20 protein-coding genes are annotated in these 22,499 nt (G+C 59.5%); 11 read left to right on the plus strand and 9 right to left on the minus strand.

Annotated elements, in window-relative coordinates; translation table 11 throughout:
• The 7 genes from Q4S41_RS11655 to Q4S41_RS11685 all read left to right on the plus strand — a co-directional run.
• Nucleotides 1-3,570: HAMP domain-containing protein (locus tag Q4S41_RS11655; protein ID WP_305031298.1), on the plus strand; the 3,570-nt coding region annotated here is incomplete at its 5' end.
• Between the two features lie 38 nt (nt 3,571-3,608).
• Nucleotides 3,609-4,136, plus strand: a complete 528-nt coding sequence (locus tag Q4S41_RS11660) for a chemotaxis protein CheW (protein WP_305031299.1) — start codon at nt 3,609-3,611, stop codon at nt 4,134-4,136.
• 64 nt (nt 4,137-4,200) lie between these two features.
• Nucleotides 4,201-4,602 carry a response regulator gene (locus tag Q4S41_RS11665; RefSeq protein WP_305031300.1) on the plus strand — a complete coding sequence of 134 codons (402 nt, stop codon included), beginning with the start codon at nt 4,201-4,203 and terminating at the stop codon, nt 4,600-4,602.
• Nucleotides 4,603-4,704: 102 nt separating this feature from the next.
• Nucleotides 4,705-6,345, plus strand: coding sequence for a chemotaxis protein CheA (locus Q4S41_RS11670; RefSeq protein WP_305031301.1), 1,641 nt, complete (start codon nt 4,705-4,707; stop codon nt 6,343-6,345).
• Nucleotides 6,346-6,406: 61 nt separating this feature from the next.
• Nucleotides 6,407-7,039, plus strand: a complete 633-nt coding sequence (locus Q4S41_RS11675) for a chemotaxis protein CheC (RefSeq protein WP_305031302.1) — start codon at nt 6,407-6,409, stop codon at nt 7,037-7,039.
• A 160-nt stretch (nt 7,040-7,199) separates the two neighbouring features.
• Nucleotides 7,200-8,294, plus strand: coding sequence for an agmatinase family protein (locus Q4S41_RS11680; RefSeq protein ID WP_305031303.1), 1,095 nt, complete (start codon nt 7,200-7,202; stop codon nt 8,292-8,294).
• Between the two features lie 27 nt (nt 8,295-8,321).
• The gene (locus Q4S41_RS11685) at nt 8,322-8,660 is read left to right on the plus strand and encodes a phage holin family protein (protein ID WP_305031304.1); all 339 of its coding nucleotides are present in this window, start codon (nt 8,322-8,324) and stop codon (nt 8,658-8,660) included.
• 105 nt (nt 8,661-8,765) lie between these two features.
• Here Q4S41_RS11685 and murA read toward each other — a convergent pair whose 3' ends face one another.
• The 3 genes from murA to Q4S41_RS11700 all read right to left on the minus strand — a co-directional run bounded on the left by murA (nt 8,766) and on the right by Q4S41_RS11700 (nt 13,382).
• Entirely contained in the window at nt 8,766-10,070 is a 1,305-nt protein-coding gene (gene murA / locus Q4S41_RS11690; protein ID WP_305031305.1) for a UDP-N-acetylglucosamine 1-carboxyvinyltransferase, read from the minus strand.
• A 138-nt stretch (nt 10,071-10,208) separates the two neighbouring features.
• Nucleotides 10,209-10,934, minus strand: a complete 726-nt coding sequence (locus Q4S41_RS11695; protein ID WP_305031306.1) for a DUF4290 domain-containing protein — start codon at nt 10,932-10,934, stop codon at nt 10,209-10,211.
• 198 nt (nt 10,935-11,132) lie between these two features.
• On the minus strand, nt 11,133-13,382 hold the full coding sequence (locus tag Q4S41_RS11700) for an ATP-dependent helicase (protein ID WP_305031307.1): 2,250 nt from the start codon (nt 13,380-13,382) through the stop codon (nt 11,133-11,135).
• Between the two features lie 126 nt (nt 13,383-13,508).
• Here Q4S41_RS11700 and Q4S41_RS11705 point away from each other — a divergent pair, with 126 nt between their 5' ends.
• The gene (locus Q4S41_RS11705; RefSeq protein ID WP_305031308.1) at nt 13,509-13,808 is read left to right on the plus strand and encodes a hypothetical protein; all 300 of its coding nucleotides are present in this window, start codon (nt 13,509-13,511) and stop codon (nt 13,806-13,808) included.
• 58 nt (nt 13,809-13,866) lie between these two features.
• Nucleotides 13,867-14,445: a DUF3109 family protein gene (locus Q4S41_RS11710; protein WP_305031309.1), complete on the plus strand. Its 579-nt coding sequence runs from the start codon at nt 13,867-13,869 to the stop codon at nt 14,443-14,445.
• 102 nt (nt 14,446-14,547) lie between these two features.
• Here Q4S41_RS11710 and Q4S41_RS11715 read toward each other — a convergent pair whose 3' ends face one another.
• Nucleotides 14,548-15,009: a peptidylprolyl isomerase gene (locus Q4S41_RS11715; protein WP_305031310.1), complete on the minus strand. Its 462-nt coding sequence runs from the start codon at nt 15,007-15,009 to the stop codon at nt 14,548-14,550.
• A gap of 173 nt (nt 15,010-15,182) precedes the next feature.
• Between Q4S41_RS11715 and Q4S41_RS11720 the strand changes: the two genes are divergently transcribed.
• The gene (locus Q4S41_RS11720; RefSeq protein ID WP_305031311.1) at nt 15,183-15,812 is read left to right on the plus strand and encodes a fasciclin domain-containing protein; all 630 of its coding nucleotides are present in this window, start codon (nt 15,183-15,185) and stop codon (nt 15,810-15,812) included.
• Nucleotides 15,813-16,011: 199 nt separating this feature from the next.
• Here the strand turns inward: Q4S41_RS11720 and rsgA are convergent, their stop codons facing one another.
• The 5 genes from rsgA to Q4S41_RS11745 all read right to left on the minus strand — a co-directional run bounded on the left by rsgA (nt 16,012) and on the right by Q4S41_RS11745 (nt 21,228).
• On the minus strand, nt 16,012-16,971 hold the full coding sequence (gene rsgA / locus Q4S41_RS11725; RefSeq protein ID WP_305031312.1) for a ribosome small subunit-dependent GTPase A: 960 nt from the start codon (nt 16,969-16,971) through the stop codon (nt 16,012-16,014).
• Nucleotides 16,968-18,224 (minus strand): 3-deoxy-D-manno-octulosonic acid transferase, encoded by a 1,257-nt coding sequence (locus Q4S41_RS11730; protein WP_305031313.1) that lies wholly within the window; start codon nt 18,222-18,224, stop codon nt 16,968-16,970. The genes rsgA and Q4S41_RS11730 overlap by 4 nt, the downstream gene beginning before the upstream one ends.
• Nucleotides 18,225-18,368: 144 nt before the next feature.
• Nucleotides 18,369-18,953: a peroxiredoxin gene (locus Q4S41_RS11735; RefSeq protein ID WP_305031314.1), complete on the minus strand. Its 585-nt coding sequence runs from the start codon at nt 18,951-18,953 to the stop codon at nt 18,369-18,371.
• Nucleotides 18,954-19,045: 92 nt separating this feature from the next.
• Complete coding sequence (locus tag Q4S41_RS11740) at nt 19,046-19,819, minus strand: enoyl-CoA hydratase-related protein (protein WP_305031315.1); 774 nt, start codon at nt 19,817-19,819, stop codon at nt 19,046-19,048.
• An 86-nt stretch (nt 19,820-19,905) separates the two neighbouring features.
• Complete coding sequence (locus Q4S41_RS11745; RefSeq protein WP_305031316.1) at nt 19,906-21,228, minus strand: aspartate kinase; 1,323 nt, start codon at nt 21,226-21,228, stop codon at nt 19,906-19,908.
• A 191-nt stretch (nt 21,229-21,419) separates the two neighbouring features.
• Between Q4S41_RS11745 and fbp the strand changes: the two genes are divergently transcribed.
• Nucleotides 21,420-22,481, plus strand: coding sequence for a class 1 fructose-bisphosphatase (gene fbp / locus Q4S41_RS11750; RefSeq protein ID WP_305031317.1), 1,062 nt, complete (start codon nt 21,420-21,422; stop codon nt 22,479-22,481).
• Nucleotides 22,482-22,499: the final 18 nt, after the last annotated feature.

The following is a 22,499-nucleotide window of genomic DNA, read 5'->3' on the forward strand; positions in this document are numbered from 1 at the left end:
CTGAACCAGATGGTGGACTCGCTGAACCTGTTTGCCGGCGAGGTAACCCGCGTGGCGCAGGAAGTAGGCACCGAAGGTAAACTCGGCGGCCAAGCCAGCGTGCCCAACGTGGCCGGCGTGTGGAAAGACCTGACGGACAACGTAAACAACATGGCCTCGAACCTGACCTCTCAGGTGCGAGACATTGCCAACGTGGCCACCGCCGTAGCCAAAGGCGACTTGTCGCAAAAGGTAACGGTAGACGTAAAAGGCGAACTGCTCCAACTGAAGCAGAACCTGAACCAGATGGTGGACTCGCTGAACCTGTTTGCCGGCGAGGTAACCCGCGTGGCGCAGGAAGTAGGCACCGAAGGCCGCCTTGGTGGTCAGGCCGTAGTGCCCAACGTAGCCGGCGTGTGGAAGGACCTGACGGATAACGTAAACTACATGGCGAGCAACCTGACTTCTCAGGTACGTGACATTGCCAACGTGGCCACCGCCGTAGCCAAAGGTGACCTGACGCAGACGGTGACCGTCGATGTAAAAGGGGAGTTCCTGCAGCTGAAGCAGAACCTGAACCAGATGGTGGCCTCGCTGAACCTGTTCGCCGGCGAGGTAACCCGCGTGGCGCAGGAAGTAGGTACCGAAGGTAAACTCGGCGGCCAGGCCAGCGTGCCAAACGTAGCCGGTGTGTGGAAAGCCCTGACGGACAACGTAAACGACATGGCCGCGGCTCTCACCTCGCAGGTACGCGACATTGCCAACGTGGCCACGGCCGTAGCCCGCGGCGACTTGAGCCAGAAGATGACGGTGAACGTGAAGGGCGAAATCCTGGAGCTGAAGAACATCCTTAACCAGATGGTGGACTCGCTCAACATCTTCGGTGACGAAGTAACCCGCGTGGCCCGCGAAGTAGGTACCGAAGGCAAGCTCGGTGGTCAGGCCGTGGTGCCCCGCGTCGGTGGCACCTGGAAGGAGCTGACGGACAACGTAAACACGATGGCCTCGAACCTGACTTCGCAGGTGCGGGACATTGCCAACGTGGCCACCGCCGTATCGAAAGGTGACCTTTCGCAGAAGATTACGGTAGACGTAAAAGGCGAGCTGCTTGACCTGAAGGACAACCTCAACCAGATGGTGGACTCGCTCAACATCTTCGCCGGCGAGGTAACCCGCGTGGCCCGCGAGGTAGGTACCGAAGGTATCCTCGGCGGCCAGGCCAACGTGCCGAAAGTGTCGGGCACTTGGAAGGATTTGACGGACAACGTGAACACGATGGCCTCGAACCTTACCTCGCAGATGCGCGACATTGCCAACGTGGCCACGGCCGTAGCCAAAGGCGACTTGAGCCAGAAAATCACGGTGAATGTGCGCGGTGAACTCCTCCAGTTGAAGGAAAACCTCAACGAAATGGTGGACTCCCTGAACACCTTCGGCGACGAAGTAACCCGGGTAGCCCGCGAAGTAGGTACCGAAGGCAAGCTCGGCGGCCAGGCCAAAGTGCCCAACGTGCGCGGCACCTGGAAAGACCTGACGGACAACGTAAACACGATGGCCTCGAACCTGACTTCGCAGGTGCGGGACATTGCCAACGTGGCCACCGCCGTATCGCGCGGCGATTTGTCGCAGAAAGTATCGGTAAACGTCAACGGCGAGCTGCTCGACCTGAAGGACAACCTGAACCGAATGGTGGACTCACTCAACATCTTCGCCGGCGAGGTAACCCGCGTGGCGCAGGAAGTGGGCACCGAAGGCAAACTGGGCGGCCAGGCTTCCGTGCCCGGCGTGGCCGGCGTGTGGAAAGAACTGACCGACAACGTAAACTACATGGCCTCCAACCTCACCACGCAAGTGCGGGGCCTGGTGAAAGTAGTAACCGCCGTATCGAAAGGCGACTTGACGCAGAAGCTGACATTGCAAGCCAAGGGTGAAGTGGCTGACCTGGCCGACACCATCAACAGCATGGTGGACGACCTGAACCGCCTGGCCTCGGAAGTAAGCCGCGTGGCCAAAGTAGCCGGGGTAGAAGGCAAGCTGACTGAGCGCGCCACCGTAACCGGCGTGTCGGGCTCCTGGAAAGAACTGGTGGACACGCTCAACGCCCTGCTCGAATCCATCGCCTCGCCGGTGCTGGAAGTGAGCCGCGTGGTGCGCGCCATCTCGGAAGGCGACCTGACCCAGCGCGTGGAAGTGCCCACCACGGGCGACATCCTCGCCATGGCCAACGCCTTGAACCTGGCCGTGGAAAACCTCAACGAGCTGCTCGGCGAAATCAACGACTCGTCGCAGATTGTGGGGACGTCTTCGGAAGAAATGGCTGGCAAAGGTCAGGAAATGAGCCGCGTAACGGTTGACGTGGCCCTGGCTATGCAGCAAATGGCAGAAGGCGCTCAGAATCAGGCTTTGAAAACCGACCAGGCCTTCAAGCTGATTGAAGAAATCATGCAGGCCACCAAGGAAACGGCCAACAAAGCCGACGTCGTGAACAAATCGGCAATCCTAGGTGAGCAAACCTCGCAGCTCGGTCTGAAAACGGTGGCCGAGGTGGTGAAAAACATGGAAGAAATATCCAGCGCCGCCTCGCAAACCTCGCGCACTATCGAAGTACTGAGCACCCGGTCGGGTGAAATCAGCAAGTCGCTGGGTGTGATTACCGACATCGCCTCGCAAACCAACCTGCTGGCTCTGAACGCCGCCATTGAAGCCGCCCGCGCCGGGGAAGCCGGCCGTGGCTTCGCCGTGGTAGCCGAGGAAATCCGCAAGCTGGCCGAAGGCTCCCGCAAGTCGGCCAACGAAATTGCCACGCTGGTCGAGGACGTTCGCAAGGACACCACCTCGGCCGCAACCGCTATTTCGACCATGGAAAACCGAGTGCTCAAGGGCAAAAACGCCACGTTTGAAGCCAGCTCGGCCTTTAAAAACATTGCCACCAGCAGCGGCGAAACCTTGCGCACCTCGCGCGACATTCTCACGGCTACCGAGGTACAGAAAACGTCGATTGGCGACGTGGTGAAGTACGTGGAAGAAGTGGTAGCCATTGCCGAGCAAACGGCTACGGGCACTCAGCAAGTGGCTGGCACCGCCAAGCAGTTGTCGACGGCCATGCAGGAGCTGACCACCAGCTCACAACGCCTCACCGATATTGCCGACGACCTGCAGGCCGGTCTCGAAACCTTCCAGCTCAGCTCCTACACCTATGAGCCGGAGCCGGAGCCCGTGCCCGTGCGGCGCCCCGTGGCCCGCGATGCTTACCGGAACCAAGCGTACGCGCCCGCTCCGCAAAACGGCATGGCTGCTCGCCGTGGTCAGTCGGCTCCCGAGCCGGCTCCGGCTCCTGGCAATGGACGGCCCAATGGCATGACTCGCCGGGTAGCCCGTCCTGAGGCCGAAGCTCCGGTTGCGACTCAGGCCACTCGCCGGGCTCCACGTTCGGCTCCGGCGGAATCTGCTGTTGCTGCCAGCCCGGTGCCAGCTGCCCGACGCCAAGCGCGGTCCAGCGCCAAGCAGGCCGACGACCAGCCAAAAAACGGGCAGGAAAATGGCAACGGGCAAGCTGCCAAAGCCGCTCCGAAGGCCAAGGCCAAGAAATAAGTATCAATCTAACCGCATAGCTTTTTTTCGTCTATCGCATGGCCGAGATTGAATTAGCCGCCGTACCCAAAGCCGAGCGCGCCAAACCTGCCGAGCTGGTCCAGCTCATCGTGTTTCGGCTTGGCGATGAGGATTATGGCATTCGCATCGAGCAGGTAAAAGAGGTGACCGTGACGCCGGAAGTTGCGCGCATGCCCAAAACGCCGCCTTTCATCAAAGGCATTGCCAACCTGCGCGGCGACATCATCGCCATTCTGGATTTGGAAGAGCGGTTCCGGCTGCGGCCGGCCGGCCGGCCCCTGCCCGAGCGCAGCTACACCGTGGCCGTGGAAGCGGCCGATTACACGCTGGGCCTGATGGTGCGCGAAGTACCGCGCCCCTTCACGCTGCCGCTGAGCCAGATTGAGCCGGCCCCGGAATTCGTGCAGGACGCCGGCACCCGCGACAAATACCTCGAAGGCATTGCCAAGCTGCCCGAGGGCGGTATCATCATCGTGCTGGACATGCGCAAGCTGCTCACGCCCAGCGAAGTACTTCGGCTACCGGGCAAAGGGGCATCTTCGTAGGCGCCAGCCCGTACTATGCCCGGCTGGGCGTCAATAAGCCGGGCCATTCTTCCGTAATAATTTCATGTCACCCAATTCCATGAACAAGCGCATCCTCATCGTCGACGACTCTTTTTACATGCGTACGATGCTTAAAAACATGCTTACCGACGCCGGCTACGAAGTAGTGGGCGAAGCAGCCAACGGAGCGCAGGCCCTGGAGATGGCCACTGCCACCTCGCCCGATCTCATTACCCTCGACGTGATTCTGCCCGACAACACGGGCCTGGATGTACTGAAAAGTCTGCGCCAGATTCAGCCTTCGGCTAAAGTGGTGATGTGCAGCGCCGTAGGCCAGGAGGTCATCGTGACCGAAGCCATCGAAAACGGAGCTTTGGCCTACATTGTGAAGCCATTCTCAGAAGAGAAAGTGTTGGAAATCGTAGGGGCCGCGTTGCAAAACGACGCTTCCGAACAGTCTGCCTAAAGTGTTGCGTCAGCGCTTCGTCGTGCTTTGTCTGCCGGCCGGAAACGGCTGGCGGCGTCCGTGTGCGGTGAAGCGTAGCTCATTCATCATTAATCTCGGCCAATGAAATCGCGCGACCAGGAGTACCGGGAGCTGTTTATGGCCGAAGCACTGGAGTATTACGACTCCATGAGCCGGCACCTAAGCGAGCTGGAGCGCAACCCCAACGCCGGGCCGGCGCTCAACGAGCTGTTCCGGCTCATGCACAACCTCAAGGCCAATGCCCGAGCCATGGGCTTCAATGACCTGGGCGAAGTGGCACACCACCTGGAAACCCTGTTCGGCTTGATTCGGGACCAGGAGCGGACGTTTAGCGGCCCCCTCACCCGGGTGGTTTTTGCCGGGGTGGATGCGCTGGGCAACATGATTCGGGCCGTAGGGGCCGACCAGCCCTTGCCCGATGCCACGGCGCTGCTCGACAACCTCGACCGTTTGGTACGGGGCGAGGAACCCATTCTGGACGCCGAGGAGGAGGCTGAATCGGAAGAGGAGTCCAACAAGAAGATGGAACTTTCCGACTTGGTCTATATCCAAGTCAAAAAGCTTGATAACCTCCTGAACCTGGTAGGGGAGCTAGTAATTGACCGCGACCGGATAATGACCCTGGCCCAGGAACTGGACAACCCCGCGCTGCTGGCCACGGCCCAGCACCTGTTCCGCATTTCCGACGACCTGCAGTACAGCGTGATGGATGCCCGTCTGGTAGGCGTGGGGGTGCTGCTGAACAAGTTTCCCCGCGTCGTACGCGACGTCGCTACGGCTGAAAACAAGGAAGTTGAGCTAACGCTGAGTGGCCAGGACGTGCAGATTGACCGCAACATCCTGCAAATCATCACCGATGCGCTGCTGCACCTGGTGCGCAATGCCGTCAGCCACGGCCTCGAAACCACCGAGCAGCGCCTCGCCGCTGGCAAGCCGGCCATTGGAAAACTAAACCTGTCGGCCCTGACCGAGCGCGACGACGTGCTCATCCAAGTGCGTGACGATGGCCGCGGCATCAATACCGAAGCCGTGCGTCGCAAAGCGGTGGAGCGCGGGCTGGTTTCCGCCAACACCGCGGCCACGCTGGACGAGAAAGCCGTGTGGGCTTTCCTGTTTGAGCCCGGTTTCTCGATGGCTCAGAAAGTGACCGATATTTCGGGCCGCGGCGTGGGCCTCGATGTGGTGAAGCTGGCGCTGGACTCGCTGGGCGGGCAGTTGCGGGTGGAATCGGAGCTGGGCGTGGGCACCACGTTCACGCTGGTGCTGCCCACATCCATTGCAGTGAAGGGCGCCCTGCTGGTCGAAGTAGAAGAGCGGCCCTACGCCGTGCCTTTGCTGCACACCGATACCGTGCTTTCGCTGCACCCCGGCCAGATATCGGTGGTGGGCGGCGTGCTGGTAACTTATTTTCAGGAGCAATCGGTGCCGTTGGTGCCGTTGCGCCAGCTTTTGTACGACGAAGGCGATGGGCCGCTGCCCTTTGCTACCCGCGACGACATCACCGGGCCCCAACAGGTGCTGGTGGTGAACTACAATAACCGACGCCTGGGCTTGGTGGTTGACCGATTTATCCGGCAACAGAACATCGTGATTAAGCCCCTGAGTAAACCCTTGGATACCATTGACCTGTTTGGGGGCGTGACCCTGCTGGGCAGTGGGCAGGTCTGCCTGGTGCTCGACGTGCCCGCCCTGACCCGTTTGTTCCTCAATAAACGCCCCTAAATTTCCTTTCCTTTCTTTCACACCAGTCCGCGCAGCTGCACTTCCCCCAAATTACACCGCTATGGATTTATCGATGACTGACTTAGAGCGAGATATAATCCGCGAGATTTTGAACATCGGCCTTGCCCGGGCGGCCGATTCGTTCGCCGTCATTGCCCAGGAACGGGTGCTGCTGGAGGTGCCGAACATCGACCTGCTGATGAGCGACGACATCATGCGCAAAGTGCGTGAGTATCAAGCCAAGCACGTGGCGATTCAGTCCGATATCCGCGGCGATTTCAACGGCACTACGCTGATGTTTTTCTCCGGCCAGCACATTCAGCGGCTGTCGCGGGTGTGTTTGCGCATGCAAATCCCCGACACGCTGGACGTGAACGAGTTGCAGGAGTCTTTGCTGCTGGAAATCAGCAACATCATCACCGGAGCACTGGTTACGCAGCTGGCTAACATTCTCAAAGCCAATATCTACGGCGCGCCGCCCACGGCCCCGCGCGGCGATATTGCGACGGCCATGCAGGCGCTGCTGCCGCAGCAGCAGCTGCAGCCCCTCATTTTCTCCGTGATTACGCAGTTCTCGGATAAAGACAACATGGTGGAACTGCCGCTCATGCTGTTTTTCGACCGCGTCACCTTTGCGAAAATCCTGGAAATCATTCGCAGCTACGATTTCCTAGGTAGCCAGATGTCGGCCTAGGCGCTTGGTTTCTGCAGTTTGTAGCACGTCATGCTGAGCGAAGCCGAAGCATCTTTACCGCGCAAGTAATCTGAATTTACGAACGTGGTTGAGGTGCTTCGGCTTCGCTCAGCATGACGTTATTTTTTACCCTTCAAATTCACCTAAACTTTGATTTTCCATGTCTAAAACCGACGCGGCGCTAGCCAACAAAATAGCTTCATTCGACCCCAATGCCCCCGGCGATGCGGCGGGCGGCTTGTTCGGCTTGCCTTTCACGTCCGAGGAGGCGCAGGTGGTGGTAGTGCCCGTGCCCTGGGAGGTAACGGTGAGCTACCGCGCTGGCACGGCCGAAGGCCCGGCCGCCGTTCACGAGGCCTCGCTCCAAGTCGACCTTTACGACCCGGACTTGCCCGATGCCTGGAAATTGGGCCTGGCCATGGAAGAAGCCGACGAAACCATTGCCGAGGCCAGCCGCGCGCTACGGCCCCAGGCCGCCGATTACATCGGCTGGCTGGAAGCCGGTGAGCCGGAGGCAGACCATCCCCGGCTGAGTGGCGTGCCCGGCCAGGTGACGGCCGAGGGCGAGAAAATGCTAAAGTGGCTCAAGGACAAAACCGGCGCCCTGCTCGACGCGGGCAAGGGCGTGGTGGTGCTCGGCGGCGACCACAGCACGCCGCTGGGCTACCTGCATGCCCTGGCCGAACGCCACGAGGAGTTCGCCATACTGCAGTTTGATGCCCATTGCGACCTGCGCCCGGCCTACGAAGGATTCAAGTACTCGCACGCCAGCATCATGCACAACGCGCTGGAACTGCCGCAGGTGAAGAAGCTGGTGCAAGTGGGCATCCGCGACTATTGCCAGCAGGAGGCCGAAGTGATTGATAAATCGAATGGCCGGGTGGCGCTGTTTGGGCAACGCTTTCTGAGCGACGAGAAGTTTGGCAAGAAATCGTGGAAGAAGGTATGCGGCAAAATCATCGCGCAACTGCCCAAGAAGGTGTACATCAGCTTCGATATTGACGGCCTCGACCCCAAGCTGTGCCCCGGCACGGGCACGCCCGTGCCCGGCGGCCTGGAGTATGAGGAGGCTACGTACCTGCTGCGGGCCATCGTGCGCGCGGGCATCACCATCATTGGCTGCGACCTGAACGAAGTGGCCCCCGGCGATACCGAATGGAACGCCATCGTGGGCGCGCGGCTGCTTTACCAACTTTGCAACTGGATGGCCGTATCGCAGGGACGGCTCACGGCGAAAGGCGTCGCGGCCGAGTAAGCTTCTTTCACCTCAACCCTTGTTGACATGCTTGGTTTTATTCTCAAATTCATTCTCACGGCCGCCCTGGTGTATGGCCTGAGCATAGTGCTGCCCGGCGTGGCGCTCGGGGGCTTTAGTAGCGCCCTCATTCTGGTGCTGGTGCTGGGCCTGCTGAATGCGGTGGTGAAGCCCATTCTCAAGATACTGGGCTTTCCCATCACGGTGCTCACACTGGGCCTGTTCCTGCTGGTTATCAACGTCATCATCGTGAAGCTGGCCGATTTCCTGATGAGCAGCTTTGATGTGCACGGGTTGCTTAATGCGCTGTTGTTTAGCCTAGCTTTGTCGGTAGTCAATGCCATCGTGGATTTGGTGATTGACTAGCCGGTATTAATAACAAAAAAACAGCGGCTACAAAAAAGGCCCTGACTCATTTGAGTCAGGGCCTTTTTTGTAGCCGCTCGCACCAAGCTGCGACGAAAAAATCAACTACACCCGCCGGATATCGGCGCCCAGCGCGTTCAGGCGCTGGTCGATGAACTGGTAGCCGCGGTCAATCTGCTCTACGTTGAGGATGGTGCTGGTGCCTTCGGCCGAGAGGGCAGCGATGAGCAGGGCCACGCCGGCCCGGATATCGGGCGAGGTCATGGTAATGCCGTGGAGCTGCTTCTGCTGGTCGAGGCCGATAACAGTGGCGCGGTGCGGGTCGCAGAGAATAATTTGGGCGCCCATGTCGATGAGCTTATCCACGAAGAACAGGCGCGACTCGAACATCTTCTGGTGAATGAGCACCGTGCCCTTGGCCTGGCAGGCCACCACCAGCACAATACTCAGCAAATCAGGCGTGAAGCCGGGCCAGGTGTGGTCCGAGACTGTGAGGATGGAGCCGTCGAGGTAGGTGGCGATTTCGTAATGCTTCTGGGCCGGAATGTAGATATCGTCGCCCCGGAATTCGAGCTGAATGCCCAGCTTGCGAAAGGTGTCGGGGATGAGGCCGAGCTCCGGAATCTGGCAGTCTTTGATGGTGATTTCAGAACCCGTCATGGCTGCTAGGCCGATGAAGGAGCCGATTTCAATCATGTCGGGCAGCATGCGGTGGTCGGTGCCGCCCAGGCTGTCTACGCCCACGATGGTGAGCAGGTTCGAGCCAATGCCTTGGATATTAGCGCCCATGCGCACCAGCATGCGGCAGAGCTGCTGCAGGTAAGGCTCGCAGGCGGCGTTGTAGATGGTGGTGGTGCCTTCGGCCAGCACGGCCGCCATCAGGATGTTGGCGGTGCCGGTCACGGAGGCTTCGTCGAGCAGCATGTGCGTGCCCGTTAGTTTGCCGTCGACCTTGATTTTATAAAAGTCTTTGCCTTCAAGCGTAAGCTTGCCGCCCAGCTTTTCGAGGCCTAGAAAGTGCGTGTCCATGGGCCGGCGGCCGATTTTATCGCCGCCCGGCTTGGGCAGCTGGCAGCGGCCGTAACGTCCCAGCATGGGGCCGAGAATCATCACCGAGCCGCGCAATGCGCCGGCTTGCGCGATAAATTCGGGCGTATCGAGGTAGTCGAGGTTGACATTTGCGGCCTGGAAAATGTAGGTGTCGGTGGCCAGCTTACCCACTTTCACGCCCATATCGCGCAGCAGCTCGATGAGCTTGTTGACGTCGCGGATATCGGGAATATTGCTGATGGTGACGGGCTCGGGGGTAAGCAATACCGCGCAGAGAATCTGGAGGGCTTCGTTTTTGGCGCCCTGGGGCGTGATTTCGCCGCGCAGTTGTTTGCCGCCGCTTACTTCAAATGCTGCCATTTGGGAAGGTGTTAGGTGTTCTGGTAATACTGGAACGTCATGTCGAGCGCAGCCGAGACATCTCGCGTGCTGTAGTAATTGGTTACTCTGGCACACGAGATGTCTCGGCTGCGCTCGACATGACGTTTAACTAAAAAATTATTGAGGGGGCTGCTGGGGCTCCTGGCTGCGGCCTTTTTTGCGCTTTTTGCCGTTTTTGCCGCCGAAGCTGTTGCCCCCCCGGTTGTCTCGGCCTTCGCGCCGGTCGCGGCCCTCCCGCTGCTGCGTGGGCTGGGGAACAATGAAAGCCGGTGTGCGGCCAACCGCCATTTCAAACAAGCCCTCGGCATCCACCAGGGCCGGGTCGAGCCGAAGCTGCCCGCCCGAAAGCTCGCCCAGATGCCGCAGAATGGTCACGTCCTTGGCGTTCTCCTTGTTGTGCTGGCGGTAGAGAAACTTCATGGTACGGCCAATCTGCACGGTGGCCTGCTCACGCTCGGCAGCATCTTCCAAGGTTAGGGCTTTGGCAATCAGAGCTTCAATGCCTGCGCCGTAGGCCCGCAGGCGGGGAGCGGTGCGCGGATAGGGCACGCGGGCCGGCCTCTCGGTGCGTACGGTGAGGCTGCGCAAGGGCACGGGGGCGTCGAGGGTTACTTCCTCGCCAGCCATAGCGTGCAGGTGGTTCCAGAGGCGGGTTTGCACTTCCGGCAATTCGCGCAGCGCGGGCTGCAGGCGCAGCATGAGCTGCACAATCTGGCCGGCCCGTTTGGTGCGCTCGGCTTGGTCCTCAATGTCTTTGAGGCCCTGGATGAGCTGGTAAGTACTTTGCCCGTATTCGCGCACCAGCAGTTGCAGGTGGAAGGGCAGGTTGGTAAGGTCAGTCATAAAAAAGAATAGGGGAGGCCGCGCGGGCGAGGCCCAGGCCAAAGATAAGGCTCAGCGTGCCTGGTAGAACGTCATGCAGAGCGCAGCATCTTACCAGCTGCAAGTAATCCTTTTTGTTCGGATTAGTGATGGCGGGCAAGATGCTTCGCTGCGCTCTGCATGACGTTCATTTTCGGGCTTCAATCCGCTTAATGCACGTTAATGCACGCGCAGCTTGGCAAAGCTCAGCAGCAGCACTTTCTCGCCCACTTCCTCGAAGAGAATGGTGGCTTTGGTGGTGCCCTGCTGGTTTTCGAGCGCGTTCACCACGCCGAAGCCGAACTTGGCGTGCTCCACGCGCTGGCCGGTTTGCAGCTTGGAGGTGTCGGAGGGCGTGAAATCGGCCGGGGCCACGTACTTCGTGGCCTGCACTTTACGGGGCGCGGTCGGAATCAGGTTCGAACGGCGCTCAAAAACGTGCTGAAACGGCGAGCCTTCGCCCGCCCCGGGCCCGGCCGAGAACTTCACGTTGAGGTACTGCGGGTCGATTTCGTCCAGAAAACGGCTTTTCTCGCAGCTGCGCAAATTGCCCCACTGGTAGCGCGAGGTAGCGTAGCTGAGCGTGAGCTTCTTCTCGGCCCGCGTGATGGCCACGTAAAACAGCCGACGCTCTTCCTCCAAATCGGCCCGCGAGGTAATCATCATCTGGCTCGGAAAGAGGTTTTCCTCCATGCCCACGATGTACACGTTGCGGAATTCCAGGCCTTTGGCCGAGTGAATGGTCATCAGCGTGACAGCTTCGCCCTCCTGCGCGGCATCTTTCAGGTCCGAATCAGTCACGAGCGCAATGTCCTGCAGGAAGGCGCCGAGGCTTTTATCCTCCCGTTCAGGGTCGTCCACGTATTCCTTGATGCCGTTGAGCAATTCCTGGATGTTTTCGTAGCGCGACAGGCCCTCGATGCTTTTGTCGGCGTACAGTTCCTCCAGCATTCCGGAGTTTTTGGCGATGAATTTGGCCGCCTCGAAGGCGTCTTCCTTGCCCGCTACCACGATGTAGCTCTTGATTTTCTCGGCAAAGCCCACCACCGGGTTGCTCACCCGCGCCGGCATAAACTGGTCGGCGTTGGCCACCACTTCCCACAGCGTGTGGTTGGCTTCGTCGGCCGTGCTAATGAGTTTGCTAATGGTGGTGTCGCCGATGCCGCGCTTGGGGTAATTAATTACGCGGCGAATGGCCTGCTCGTCATTCTGATTAACGGTGAGACGCAAATAGGCCACCAAATCCTTGATTTCCTTGCGCTGGTAAAAGCTCAGGCCACCAACAATCTTGTATTTAATATTTAATTTCCGCAACGATTCTTCCATTGCGCGGCTTTGCGCATTGGTGCGGTAGAGAATAGCAAAATTGTCGTAAGACAAATGGCCATTCATCTTGTCTTCGAAGATAGAATTTGCCACCAATTTGCCTTCCTCGTTGTCGGAAGCGGCTTTAATTACCTCGATGAGCGTACCGTCTTCGTTCTCCGAAAAAACATCCTTTCGCAATTGCGCCTGGTTGTTTTTAATAACGGAATTAGCGGCCCACACGATATTTTTTGTGGAGCGGTAATTCTGCTCCAATTTAAATACCTGCAATTCGGGATAGTCTTTCTCGAAGTTGAGAATGTTCGAAATATCGGCGCCGCGGAAGGCATAAATACTTTGCGCGTCATCACCTACCACGCAGATATTTCGCTCTTTCGCCGCCAGCTTGCGCGTAATTAAATATTGCGAATAGTTGGTGTCCTGGTACTCGTCCACCATCACAAACCGGAACATATTCTGATACTTGTTCAGCACATCGGCGTGGTCGCGAAACAGCACGTTGGTATTGAACAGCAGGTCGTCGAAATCCATCGCGCCGGCTTTGAAGCAGCGCTCCTGATACTGCTTATAAATTACGCCAATCTTGGGGCGCAGGGCCGCTTCGTCGTCGGCCTTGATGGCCGGGTCGCTCAGGTATTGGTGGTGCGAAATCAGCTTGTTTTTGGCGGCCGAAATCCGGCCCAGTACCATGCTGGGCTTGTAGAGCTTGTCATCAAGCTCCAGCTCTTTCACAATCTGACCCACCAGGGTTTTCGAGTCCTGCGTGTCGTAGATGGTGAAGCTGCGGGGGAAACCGATTTTGTCGGCTTCTGAACGCAGGATTTTGGCAAAAACCGAGTGAAAGGTGCCCATCCAGAGGCTGCGGGCGGCGGGTCCGACCACTTTCTCTACGCGGGCGCGCATCTCCTTGGCAGCCTTGTTGGTGAAGGTGAGGGCCAGGATATTGAACGGGTCGACGCCCTGTTCGAGCAGGTGGGCGATGCGGTAGGTGAGCACCCGGGTTTTGCCCGAGCCGGCGCCGGCGATAATCATGCAGGGGCCGTCGGTTTGCATCACCGCGGCGCCTTGCGACGGATTGAGTAGGGAAAGATAATCGAGTGCCATTATTCAGGTAAAACGAGCCCGTAGCTGTGTTGGCAAAGGTACTACATTTGGCAAAGAGGCCGGAAATAACCCGCCCGCCGCTGCTAAAAAGCTTAGGCAGCGGCCGATGCTTTAGTGACTTGTAACATGGCTTTTCGCTTTCCCAGTTCGCTCAATGCCTGGAAACTCGGTTTCTGCAGTGCCTTGCTCTTCTACGCCTTCGGGCTGGGCGGCACGCTGGGCCTAGCCCACTTCATGCCGGTGGCGGATATGTGCAATCCGGGGCTGTCGTTTTATACCGGGTTGCTGACGCTGGTGCTCGGCGCCGCTGGGCTGGTCGTTGCGCTGCTGGCGTTTCTGGTGGGCTACCGGACGTCTTTCCTGAAGGGGTTTATCGTGGCCAGCGCGTTGGTATTGGTGGGGCCGGGCCTGCTGATTTTGGCTTGACGCCGGGCGCTAGGGGTTGGCAAAGAAGTATCTTTGCTGTCCTCTTAAGCGCAGCATTATGATTATTATCCAAGAAACGGTTATTTCCGACGACATCGCCGACCATTTTTTTGTCTGCAACCTTGAGGCCTGCAAAGGCGCCTGCTGCGTGGAGGGCGACCTCGGCGCGCCCCTGGAAGAAGCTGAGCTTCGGATTCTGGAGCAGGAATACGCCAACATCGAGCCTTTCCTGAACGAGGCCGGCAAGGCGGCCATCAAGGCGCAGGGCCTCTACATCAAGGATTGGGAAGGCGACTACAGCACCACCACCATCGACGACAAGGAGTGCGCCTATGCGCTATATGACGAGCGCGGCATCCTGAAATGCGGCATTGAGCAGGCGTACCTGGCGGGCGCCACCACGTTCAAAAAACCCATCAGCTGCCATCTATACCCCATTCGCATCACGAAGTACGAGGGGTTTGATGCACTGAACTACGACCGGTGGGGCATCTGCAACCCGGCCTGTTCGTTTGGCGAAAAGCTGGGCGTGCGCATCTACCAGTTTCTAAAGGAGCCGCTGATTCGCAAATATGGCGAGGGCTGGTACGGCCAACTGGTGCAGGAAATCGAGAACCCAACGGAGGGGAAGAAGTAAAGTTCTGTCATCCTGAACGCAGTGAAGGACCTTATCACGCCCGAACGACTTGTTCTCGCGTGATAAGGTCCTTCACTGCGTTCAGGATGACAGGACAGAAGCTTACGCCTCTTCCTTCACCACAATTTTCTCGATTTCGTCGTCGGCTTTAATCTGGTCGATAACGTCCAAGCCGTCCACTACTTTGCCGAATACGGTGTGCACGCGGTCAAGGTGGGCCGTGTTATCGCGCGAGTGCACGATGAAAAACTGCGAGCCGCCGGTGTTTTTACCGGCGTGGGCCATGCTGAGGGCGCCACGCTCGTGGTACTGGTGCCCGCCGCTGGTTTCGCAGTCGATTTTGTAGCCGGGGCCGCCGGTGCCGGGGTGGCCCTTGGCGCCGGCCCGGGTGTTGGGGCAGCCACCCTGAATCACAAAGTTCGGAATGACGCGGTGGAATTTCAGGCCGTCGTAATAGCCTTTCTGGGCTAAGTCGGTAAAATTCTTGACGGTGTTCGGAGCGTCCTGCTCGTAAAACTCGACTTTCATCACCCCTTTTTTGGTGTGGATTTCAGCGGTTTTCATGGGTTGAAACTTAATTAATTAAACAAATGGTGCGGCCAGGGCCGCCCGTGGGAGGGGGCGAAGGTAAGAAAACCCGCTAGCTTCGAAACAACCCTGCGGCCCATTTGCTTCGTAAGCCCAAGCGCCGCACTGGCAGACACCCTACTACATTTTTCACACCTGCGTTTATTTACATGAAAAAGCATTTCGCTCCGCTACTGGCCGCTCTGGCTACCTCGCTCCTGATGGCCAGCTGTGGCAACGACAAGCCCGCCACAACCGAAACCGCCAGCACCGTCAACCCCGCCGATTCCATCGCAGCCCAGGCCGGCGATTCGGCCCGGATGGCCAAGCCCGGCGGCGTGATGGTGGACGGCGTGGCCATGACGGCCGATAAAAACATCGTCGAGAATGCATCGGCTGCCAAGAGCGTCAGCACCCTGGTGTCGGCCGTGAAGCAGGCCGGCTTGGTGGAAACCCTCAGTGGCCCCGGCCCCTTCACAGTATTTGCTCCCACCAATGCCGCCTTCGATAAACTGCCCAAAGGCGCGCTGGCCGGCCTGATGGATGAGGCCAGCAAAGCGAATCTGAAAGGGGTGCTTACCTACCACGTCATCCCCGGCCGCCTCGTGGCCGCCGACCTCAAAGACGGCCAGGAGCTGACCACCGTGAACGGCGAAAAGCTGCACATCTCGGTGAAAGACGGCAAGGTGATGGTGAGCAACGGCAAGGATGCCCCCGCTACCGTGCAAATTGCCGACGTGATTTCCAGCAACGGCATCACCCACGTCATCGACGGTGTAGTGCTGCCGCTGGCGAAGTAAATAATCGTCATTGCGAGGGCGCAGCCCGTGGCAATCCTTCCTGTTAAAACCAGACACCTTCTTTCACCAGAAAAGCCCCGGCACTGCGCAGTGCCGGGGCTTTTTGCGCCTCGAATAGGGCTTTGTCACGGTATTAGGCTGGTCGGCGAGAACAGGACGAATTGCTTCGGCTCCGCCTCGCAATGACATGCCCGGCCGTTTAATGCCGGTTGTCTTCGCCGGCCAGCATGCTGAGGTAGCTGTCGTAGCGGGGCAGGGCAATGCGGCCCTGGTCTACGGCCTCGCGCACGGCGCAGCCGGGCTCGTGGGTGTGCTGGCAGTTGTGGTAGCGGCACTGGCCCAGCAGAGCGCGGAACTCGGGGAAGTAGCCGGCCAGCTCGGCAGGCGGCAGGTCGACAAGGCCCAGTTCTTTGATGCCGGGCGTGTCGATGATGAAGGTGCCGGGGCGTACCTCCAACATCTCGGCGAAGGTGGTGGTATGCACGCCCTTATCGGAAAAGTCGCTGATTTCGGCGGTTTTCAGGTCGAGGTCGGGCACCAAGGCGTTGATGAGCGTGCTCTTGCCCACCCCGGAGTGGCCGGCCAGCAGGCTCACTTTGCCATCCAGGAGTTGGTCGATTTCGGCCACGCCCTCGCCCAGGCTGGCGGCGCAGGTGCGGCTGGGGTAGCCCAGGCTGGCGTACATGCCCGCGATTTCGGCCTGATAGGCAAAACCTTCCTCGTCGTACAAATCGGTCTTGTTGAAGAGCAGCGTGACCGGAATGTGGTACGCTTCGGCCGTGACCAAAAACCGGTCGATAAAGCCAAACGAGGTGGCCGGCGACACCAACGTGACCACCAGCATGGCCTGGTCGAGGTTGGCGGCTACGATGTGCACGTGGCCGGTTTTATGCACCGAGCGGCGCACGATATAGTTGCGGCGCGGCGCGATGTGCGAGATGACGCCCGCGCCCTCGGCCTGGGCTTCCACCGTGAAATCAACCTGGTCGCCCACGGCCAGTGGGTTGCTGGCTTTCAGGCCCTTCATCTTGAATTTGCCCCGCAGGCGGCAGCGATACAGCTGGCCGGAGGCCGCGCGCACCACGTACCACGAGCCCGTCGATTTGACAACGATGCCGTGTAGCAGGGGCGGGGCGGAATGGGGATTTTCTGGGGTCATTGGGCAGCAGGGGTGAGGCCGGGCAGTGCGGCCATGATGGTACGGGTGGCGCCCGCTTGGCCGTGCACGTAGTCGAGCAACTGGTCCTGCAGGCGCAGTCGAAGCTCCTCATTGCGCCATAAAGGCGCGAAAGCAGCTTCCAGCTCCGCCGCGTTATGAATGGGAAAAGCCCCCCCTAGAGCCACCAATTCCACGGCTTCCTGAAATTTACCATACGTCGGCCCAAAAAACAGTGGCAGGCCAAAAGCCGCCGCTTCTAGCGTGTTGTGCAGGCCTTTGCCAAACGCCCCGCCGATGTAGGCAAACTTGCCGAAGCGGTAGAGCTGACTTAGCAATCCTACGTTATCAAAAAGCAGCACGCGGGCCTGGGCGGCGTTGTCCGCCGTGGCCTGCGAGTAGCGCAGCACCTGGCCCGGCAGTGCCGCTTCCACCAGGCGCAGATTGGTTTCAGTGATTTCGTGCGGGGCTACCAGCACGCGGAGCTGCTGCTGGTATTTCTGCAGCAGGGGCGTGAGGGCCGGCAGGTCTTCGGGCCAGCTGCTGCCCACCACCAGCACCGGCGCGCCATCGGCCACAAAGGCATCGACTACCGGCAGCGGACGGTGCGCCGAAGCCGCCGTGGCTACCACGGTGTCGAATCGGGTATCGCCCGCCACGCTTACCTGGCTGATGCCGTGCTGGCGCAGCAGCGCGGCCGAGCTTTCATTTTGGGTAAAAATGTGGGCAAAGCGCGTGAGAATCCGACGGAAAAAGCCGCCCCAGGGCTTGAAAAACACCTGCTCGGGCCGGAAAATAGCCGACACCACCACGGCCGGAATGCCGCGCCGGTGCGCTTCGGTGAGGAAGTGGTACCAGAATTCGTACTTCACAAACACCACCAGCCGGGGCTGCACCGCATCCAGAAATGCTCGGGCGTTGCCGCGCGTGTCCAGCGGTAGGTAGAAAATATAGTCGGCGCCCGGCCAGCTTTTGCGGATTTCGTAGCCCGAAGGCGAGAAGAACGTGAGCACCAGCTTCGTGCCGGGGTGAGCCTGGCGGTAGGCTTCGAGCAGCGGCCGGCCCTGCTCAAACTCGCCCAGCGAGGCGCAGTGGAACCACACCCGCGGCGCCGCATCGGTGCTCAGCGTGAGGCGAATGTGGGCCAGCAGGCCGCGTCGGCCCGCCACCCACGCGGCCGCCTTGGGCACAAACGGCGCCAGCAGGCGCAGCAGCAGGCCATAGAGGCCCAGGCCAATGTTATAGAGGAATAGCAAGCCCCAAAATTACGCAACAGTGCCGGTAATGCATTTCGGAAAGCCATGCAGCGCGCAGCGCCTTGTCGGCAGTGAGCAATTCGACAGCTTCCGATTAGTGGTCGCACGCGAGATGCTTCCTTGCTCCCTGCATGACGTTCGGCCTTAACCCTCCGACGTTTCCTGCCAGTCGGCCGGGCAAGACTCGCCGTTTTTTTCGAAGTGCTGCAAGGCATCAATCATGCGCAGGGCCTCGGTGAGGCTGCGGCCCAGCGGTCGGTCGTTGATAAGCTGATGACGCACAATGCCGTCGCGGTCGATGAGGAACAGGCCGCGGTAGGCCAGGGGCGAGCCCAGGTACACCATTTCGCCTTGTTCGGTGTAGTCGTAATGGCCGCCCAGTACGTCGTAGTTGGCCGAAATGGTTTTGGTGGCGTCGGCCACCAGCGGGTATTTCACCCCGAAAATGCCGCCCTTCTCGCGCGGCGTCAGCTGCCACGCCAGATGGGCGTACTGCGTATCAGTGGAGCAGCCCACCACGGCCACATTGCGCTTCTCAAAATCGGCCAGCCGGTCCTGGAAAGCCAGGATTTCGGTGGGGCACACCCGGCTGAAATCGGCGGGGTAAAAATAGAAAAGCACGTGCTTTTTGCCCAGGTAGCGGTCCAGCGAAAAATCTTCTTCGAAGGTGCCGTCAATCACGGCCGTGGCTTTAAAGGAAGGGGCGCGCTTGCCCACGAGAACTGCCATGTATTGGTTTTATAGGTGGTGGTAATGGCCGTGTGTACGGAAGAATCAAACCGAACGTCATGCTGGGCGCAACATGACGTTCCGCGCACGTTCTAACGCCCTTTAAAATCCGGCTTGCGTTTCTCCACGAAGGCCGCCATGCCTTCTTTCTGGTCATCTGACGCGAACGTGAGGTAGAAGTTTTTGCGCTCGAAATGAAGCCCTTCTTCCAGGTGCGTTTCAAACACGCGGTTGATGGATTCCTTGGCTAGGCGGGCCGCCACCGGGCTCATGGCCGCAATACCGGCCGCCAGGCGGAAGGCCTCCTCAAGGTACTGGCCCACGGGCACCACCCGGTTTACGAGGCCCACGCGGTGAGCTTCGTGGGCCGAAATGAACTCGCCGGTGAGCACCATTTCCATGGCTTTGGCCTTGCCCACGGCGCGGGCCAGGCGCTGGGTGCCGCCCGCGCCGGGCATGGTGCCCAGCCGGATTTCGGGCTGCCCGAACTGCGCCGTTTCCGAGGCCACCAGCATGTCGCAGGTCATGGCCAGCTCGCAGCCGCCGCCCAGCGCGAAGCCCGACACGGCCCCAATCAGCGGCTTGCGAAACCGCCGAATCTGCTCCAGCGTGGCAAACCGGTCGTCGAGAAACATATCCACGGCCGTTTTGCCGGCCATTTCCTTGATGTCGGCCCCGGCCGCAAACGCCCGCTCATTACCGGTGATGACAACCACGCGCACCGCCTCATCGTCATCCAGCGCCTGCAGCGCGTCGCGGATTTCGCGGATTAATTGCCCGTTCAGAGCATTCAATTCTTTGGGCCGATTGAGCTGAACGAGCGCCACGCTGGGCCGCGCCTGGGGCGTTACAAGGAGGAAATCCATATGTAGCGCGGACTTTTAGTCCGCGAGTAAAAAGAATGATTTTGAAAGCCAATGGCCGGATTCGCGGACTGAAAGTCCGCGCTACACTACGCCTGGCACACAAACTGAAACGTGCTGCGCGTGCGCTGCTCCAGCAGCAGGCGCTTGCCCGCCGTGAGCTGTGCAATGCTCGCCGCGTCGTAATTTTTAATGGTGAACAGCTGCACGCCGGTGTTGTAGTGCAGCGTGAACTGCTCGCGTAGCAAATCGAGCAGCTGATGCACGCGCCGCTCCACAAAATCGGTGCACACCGAAAAACTGATGGCCGAGTTCTGCATCACGTTAATCTTGAGCTTGGCCTGCGCCAGCGCCGCAAAAATCACTGCCAGATTTTCCTCCGAGATAAACGAAAAGTCCTTGCTGGCGAAGGACAGCAAGCACTGGTCGGTCTTGCGGATGAAGGCGGGCGCCAGCGCCGGGTGCTGGCAATCGTGGATGAGCGTGCCCTCGGCCGCCGGGTCCAGAAACGACTTCACGCGCAGCGGAATATTGCGGTCGGCCAGTGGCTTCAGCGTTTTTGGGTGAATGACGGAGGCGCCGTAATAAGCCATTTCAATGGTTTCGCGGTAGCTGATTTCGGGGTAGCGCACCGTGTCGGGGAAAATCTTGGGGTCCGCATTCAGCAGGCCGGCCACATCTTTCCAGATGGTCACCGACTCGGCCCGCAGGCAATAGGCCAGGATGGCGGCCGTATAGTCGGAGCCCTCGCGGCCTAGGGTAGTTACTTGACCTGGGGTTGTCTCGCCAAATTTGGCCGCGTTACCGACAAATCCCTCCGTGACGACAATATCTGCACCGTCCAGAAGCATAGAAACGAGGTGTTGGGTTTGCCGCTCAGTTACCGGCCAGTCAACTTTTGCTTCTCGCCACGTTTTGTCCGTTTTTATCATCGCATACGCTCCGAATGGCTGCACCTTTCCTCCCGGGAACATTCTCATCAAAGCTGAGCTGACCAGATAAGAAGACAACCGCTCACCGTAGCTTACTAGTTGGTCATAGCCCTCATCGTAATCGTTGAACGCAGCAGCACGTTGAAACGCCTGCCGCATATCAGCAAAACCGGATTCTAAATCCGTGGTTTCAGCATCTTCAGGGGGCCGAGCGGGGCCGGGCGGGAGTTGTGCACAAATTGCGACAAACTCTCGGCGATGGTAGTCTTCCAACGCCATCAACTGCGCCGAATAATCCGCGCCCCGGTACGCCAAATCGTAAATCTCCTCCAGCGCATTGGTCGTCTTGCCCATCGCCGACACCACAATCACCAGCGGCCCCTGCGGCCCGAAGTCGCGCACGATGCGGCAGAGGTTGAGAATAGCCGCCGCATCCTTCACCGATGCGCCCCCGAATTTGTACACCTGCAACTTTTCCATGGGCGGCAAAGGTAGGCGCGATACCAAGCTTAAACGAAAGCTTTTGGCTCATCCAAAAAGCCAATAAGAAACCCACTTCTGGCCCGTTGAGCAAACGTATGCGCTTAAAAAAGGGCAACTTCCTACAAAAAACTACGGCCCTGCGGGAGTAGCTTTGTTGTCCGTTCCCGCCACTTCATTTAGCTATTTATATGGACCACAACAAGCTGGCCCTGCCCGTCGGCACGACCCTCGACCGCTTCATCATGCGCAAGCAGGAGGATTTCCCCTACGCCACCGGGGAGCTTTCGCAGCTGCTGCGCGATATCGCCCTGGCTGCCAAAATCGTCAACCGCGAAATCAACCGCTCCGGCCTCATCGACATCGCCGGGGCCTACGGCAGCCAGAACGTGCAGGGCGAAGACCAGCAGAAGCTCGACGTCATCGCCAACATCCGGTTCATCCGGGCCCTGCGCAACGGCGGCGAAGTCTGCACCATCATCTCGGAAGAGGACGATGAGATGATTCAGACCGGCAACAACCAGGGCAAGTACGTGGTGGCAATCGACCCGCTCGATGGCTCGTCGAACATCGACGTGAACGTGAGCATCGGCACCATTTTCAGCATCTACCGCCGCGTGTCGCCCACCGGCCGCGAGGGCACCGCCGCCGACTGCCTGCAGCCCGGCACCCACCAGGTGGCCGCCGGCTACGTCATCTACGGCTCCAGCACCATGCTCGTGTACACGACCGGCAACGGCGTCAACGGCTTCACCTACGAGCACTCGCTGGGCGAATTCTTCCTCTCGCACCCCGACATCATCACGCCCAAAACCGGCGCCATCTACTCCATCAACGAGGGCAGCTCCGACTCGTTCTCACCCGGCGTGGCCGCCTTCGTGCAGCACTGCAAAGACCAGCAGTTCTCGGCCCGCTACATCGGCTCACTCGTGGCCGACTTCCACCGCAACCTGCTCAAGGGCGGCATCTACGTGTACCCCGCCACGGCCAAAAACAAATCCGGCAAGCTGCGCCTCATGTACGAGTGCAACCCACTGGCATTCATTGTGGAGCAAGCCGGCGGCAAAAGCAGCAACGGCACGCGCCGCACCATGGAAATCGAGCCCCAAATCCCGCACGAGCGCTGCCCCTTCTTCATCGGCAGCAAAGAGTTGGTCGAAAAAGCGGAAAGCTTCATCGCCAACGACAAAGAGGCCTGCGACCACACCCCAGCCCCCGAACCCACTCCCAAGAAAGCCGTGGCTGCCAAATAAGGACGCCTGGGCACCAAC

The organism is Hymenobacter convexus (genome assembly GCF_030580955.1).
Taxonomy (GTDB): domain Bacteria; phylum Bacteroidota; class Bacteroidia; order Cytophagales; family Hymenobacteraceae; genus Hymenobacter.

Bases quoted from the DNA above. Each gene is read 5' to 3' on its own strand.
- Q4S41_RS11660 (WP_305031299.1), top strand. From the start codon at position 3,609: ATGGCCGAGATTGAATTAGCCGCCGTACCCAAAGCCGAGCGCGCCAAA.
- Q4S41_RS11665 (WP_305031300.1), top strand. From the start codon at position 4,201: ATGTCACCCAATTCCATGAACAAGCGCATCCTCATCGTCGACGACTCT.
- Q4S41_RS11670 (WP_305031301.1), top strand. From the start codon at position 4,705: ATGAAATCGCGCGACCAGGAGTACCGGGAGCTGTTTATGGCCGAAGCA.
- Q4S41_RS11675 (WP_305031302.1), top strand. From the start codon at position 6,407: ATGGATTTATCGATGACTGACTTAGAGCGAGATATAATCCGCGAGATT.
- Q4S41_RS11680 (WP_305031303.1), top strand. From the start codon at position 7,200: ATGTCTAAAACCGACGCGGCGCTAGCCAACAAAATAGCTTCATTCGAC.
- Q4S41_RS11685 (WP_305031304.1), top strand. From the start codon at position 8,322: ATGCTTGGTTTTATTCTCAAATTCATTCTCACGGCCGCCCTGGTGTAT.
- murA (WP_305031305.1), bottom strand. From the start codon at position 10,070: ATGGCAGCATTTGAAGTAAGCGGCGGCAAACAACTGCGCGGCGAAATC.
- Q4S41_RS11695 (WP_305031306.1), bottom strand. From the start codon at position 10,934: ATGACTGACCTTACCAACCTGCCCTTCCACCTGCAACTGCTGGTGCGC.
- Q4S41_RS11700 (WP_305031307.1), bottom strand. From the start codon at position 13,382: ATGGCACTCGATTATCTTTCCCTACTCAATCCGTCGCAAGGCGCCGCG.
- Q4S41_RS11705 (WP_305031308.1), top strand. From the start codon at position 13,509: ATGGCTTTTCGCTTTCCCAGTTCGCTCAATGCCTGGAAACTCGGTTTC.
- Q4S41_RS11710 (WP_305031309.1), top strand. From the start codon at position 13,867: ATGATTATTATCCAAGAAACGGTTATTTCCGACGACATCGCCGACCAT.
- Q4S41_RS11715 (WP_305031310.1), bottom strand. From the start codon at position 15,009: ATGAAAACCGCTGAAATCCACACCAAAAAAGGGGTGATGAAAGTCGAG.
- Q4S41_RS11720 (WP_305031311.1), top strand. From the start codon at position 15,183: ATGAAAAAGCATTTCGCTCCGCTACTGGCCGCTCTGGCTACCTCGCTC.
- rsgA (WP_305031312.1), bottom strand. From the start codon at position 16,971: ATGACCCCAGAAAATCCCCATTCCGCCCCGCCCCTGCTACACGGCATC.
- Q4S41_RS11735 (WP_305031314.1), bottom strand. From the start codon at position 18,953: ATGGCAGTTCTCGTGGGCAAGCGCGCCCCTTCCTTTAAAGCCACGGCC.
- Q4S41_RS11740 (WP_305031315.1), bottom strand. From the start codon at position 19,819: ATGGATTTCCTCCTTGTAACGCCCCAGGCGCGGCCCAGCGTGGCGCTC.
- Q4S41_RS11745 (WP_305031316.1), bottom strand. From the start codon at position 21,228: ATGGAAAAGTTGCAGGTGTACAAATTCGGGGGCGCATCGGTGAAGGAT.
- fbp (WP_305031317.1), top strand. From the start codon at position 21,420: ATGGACCACAACAAGCTGGCCCTGCCCGTCGGCACGACCCTCGACCGC.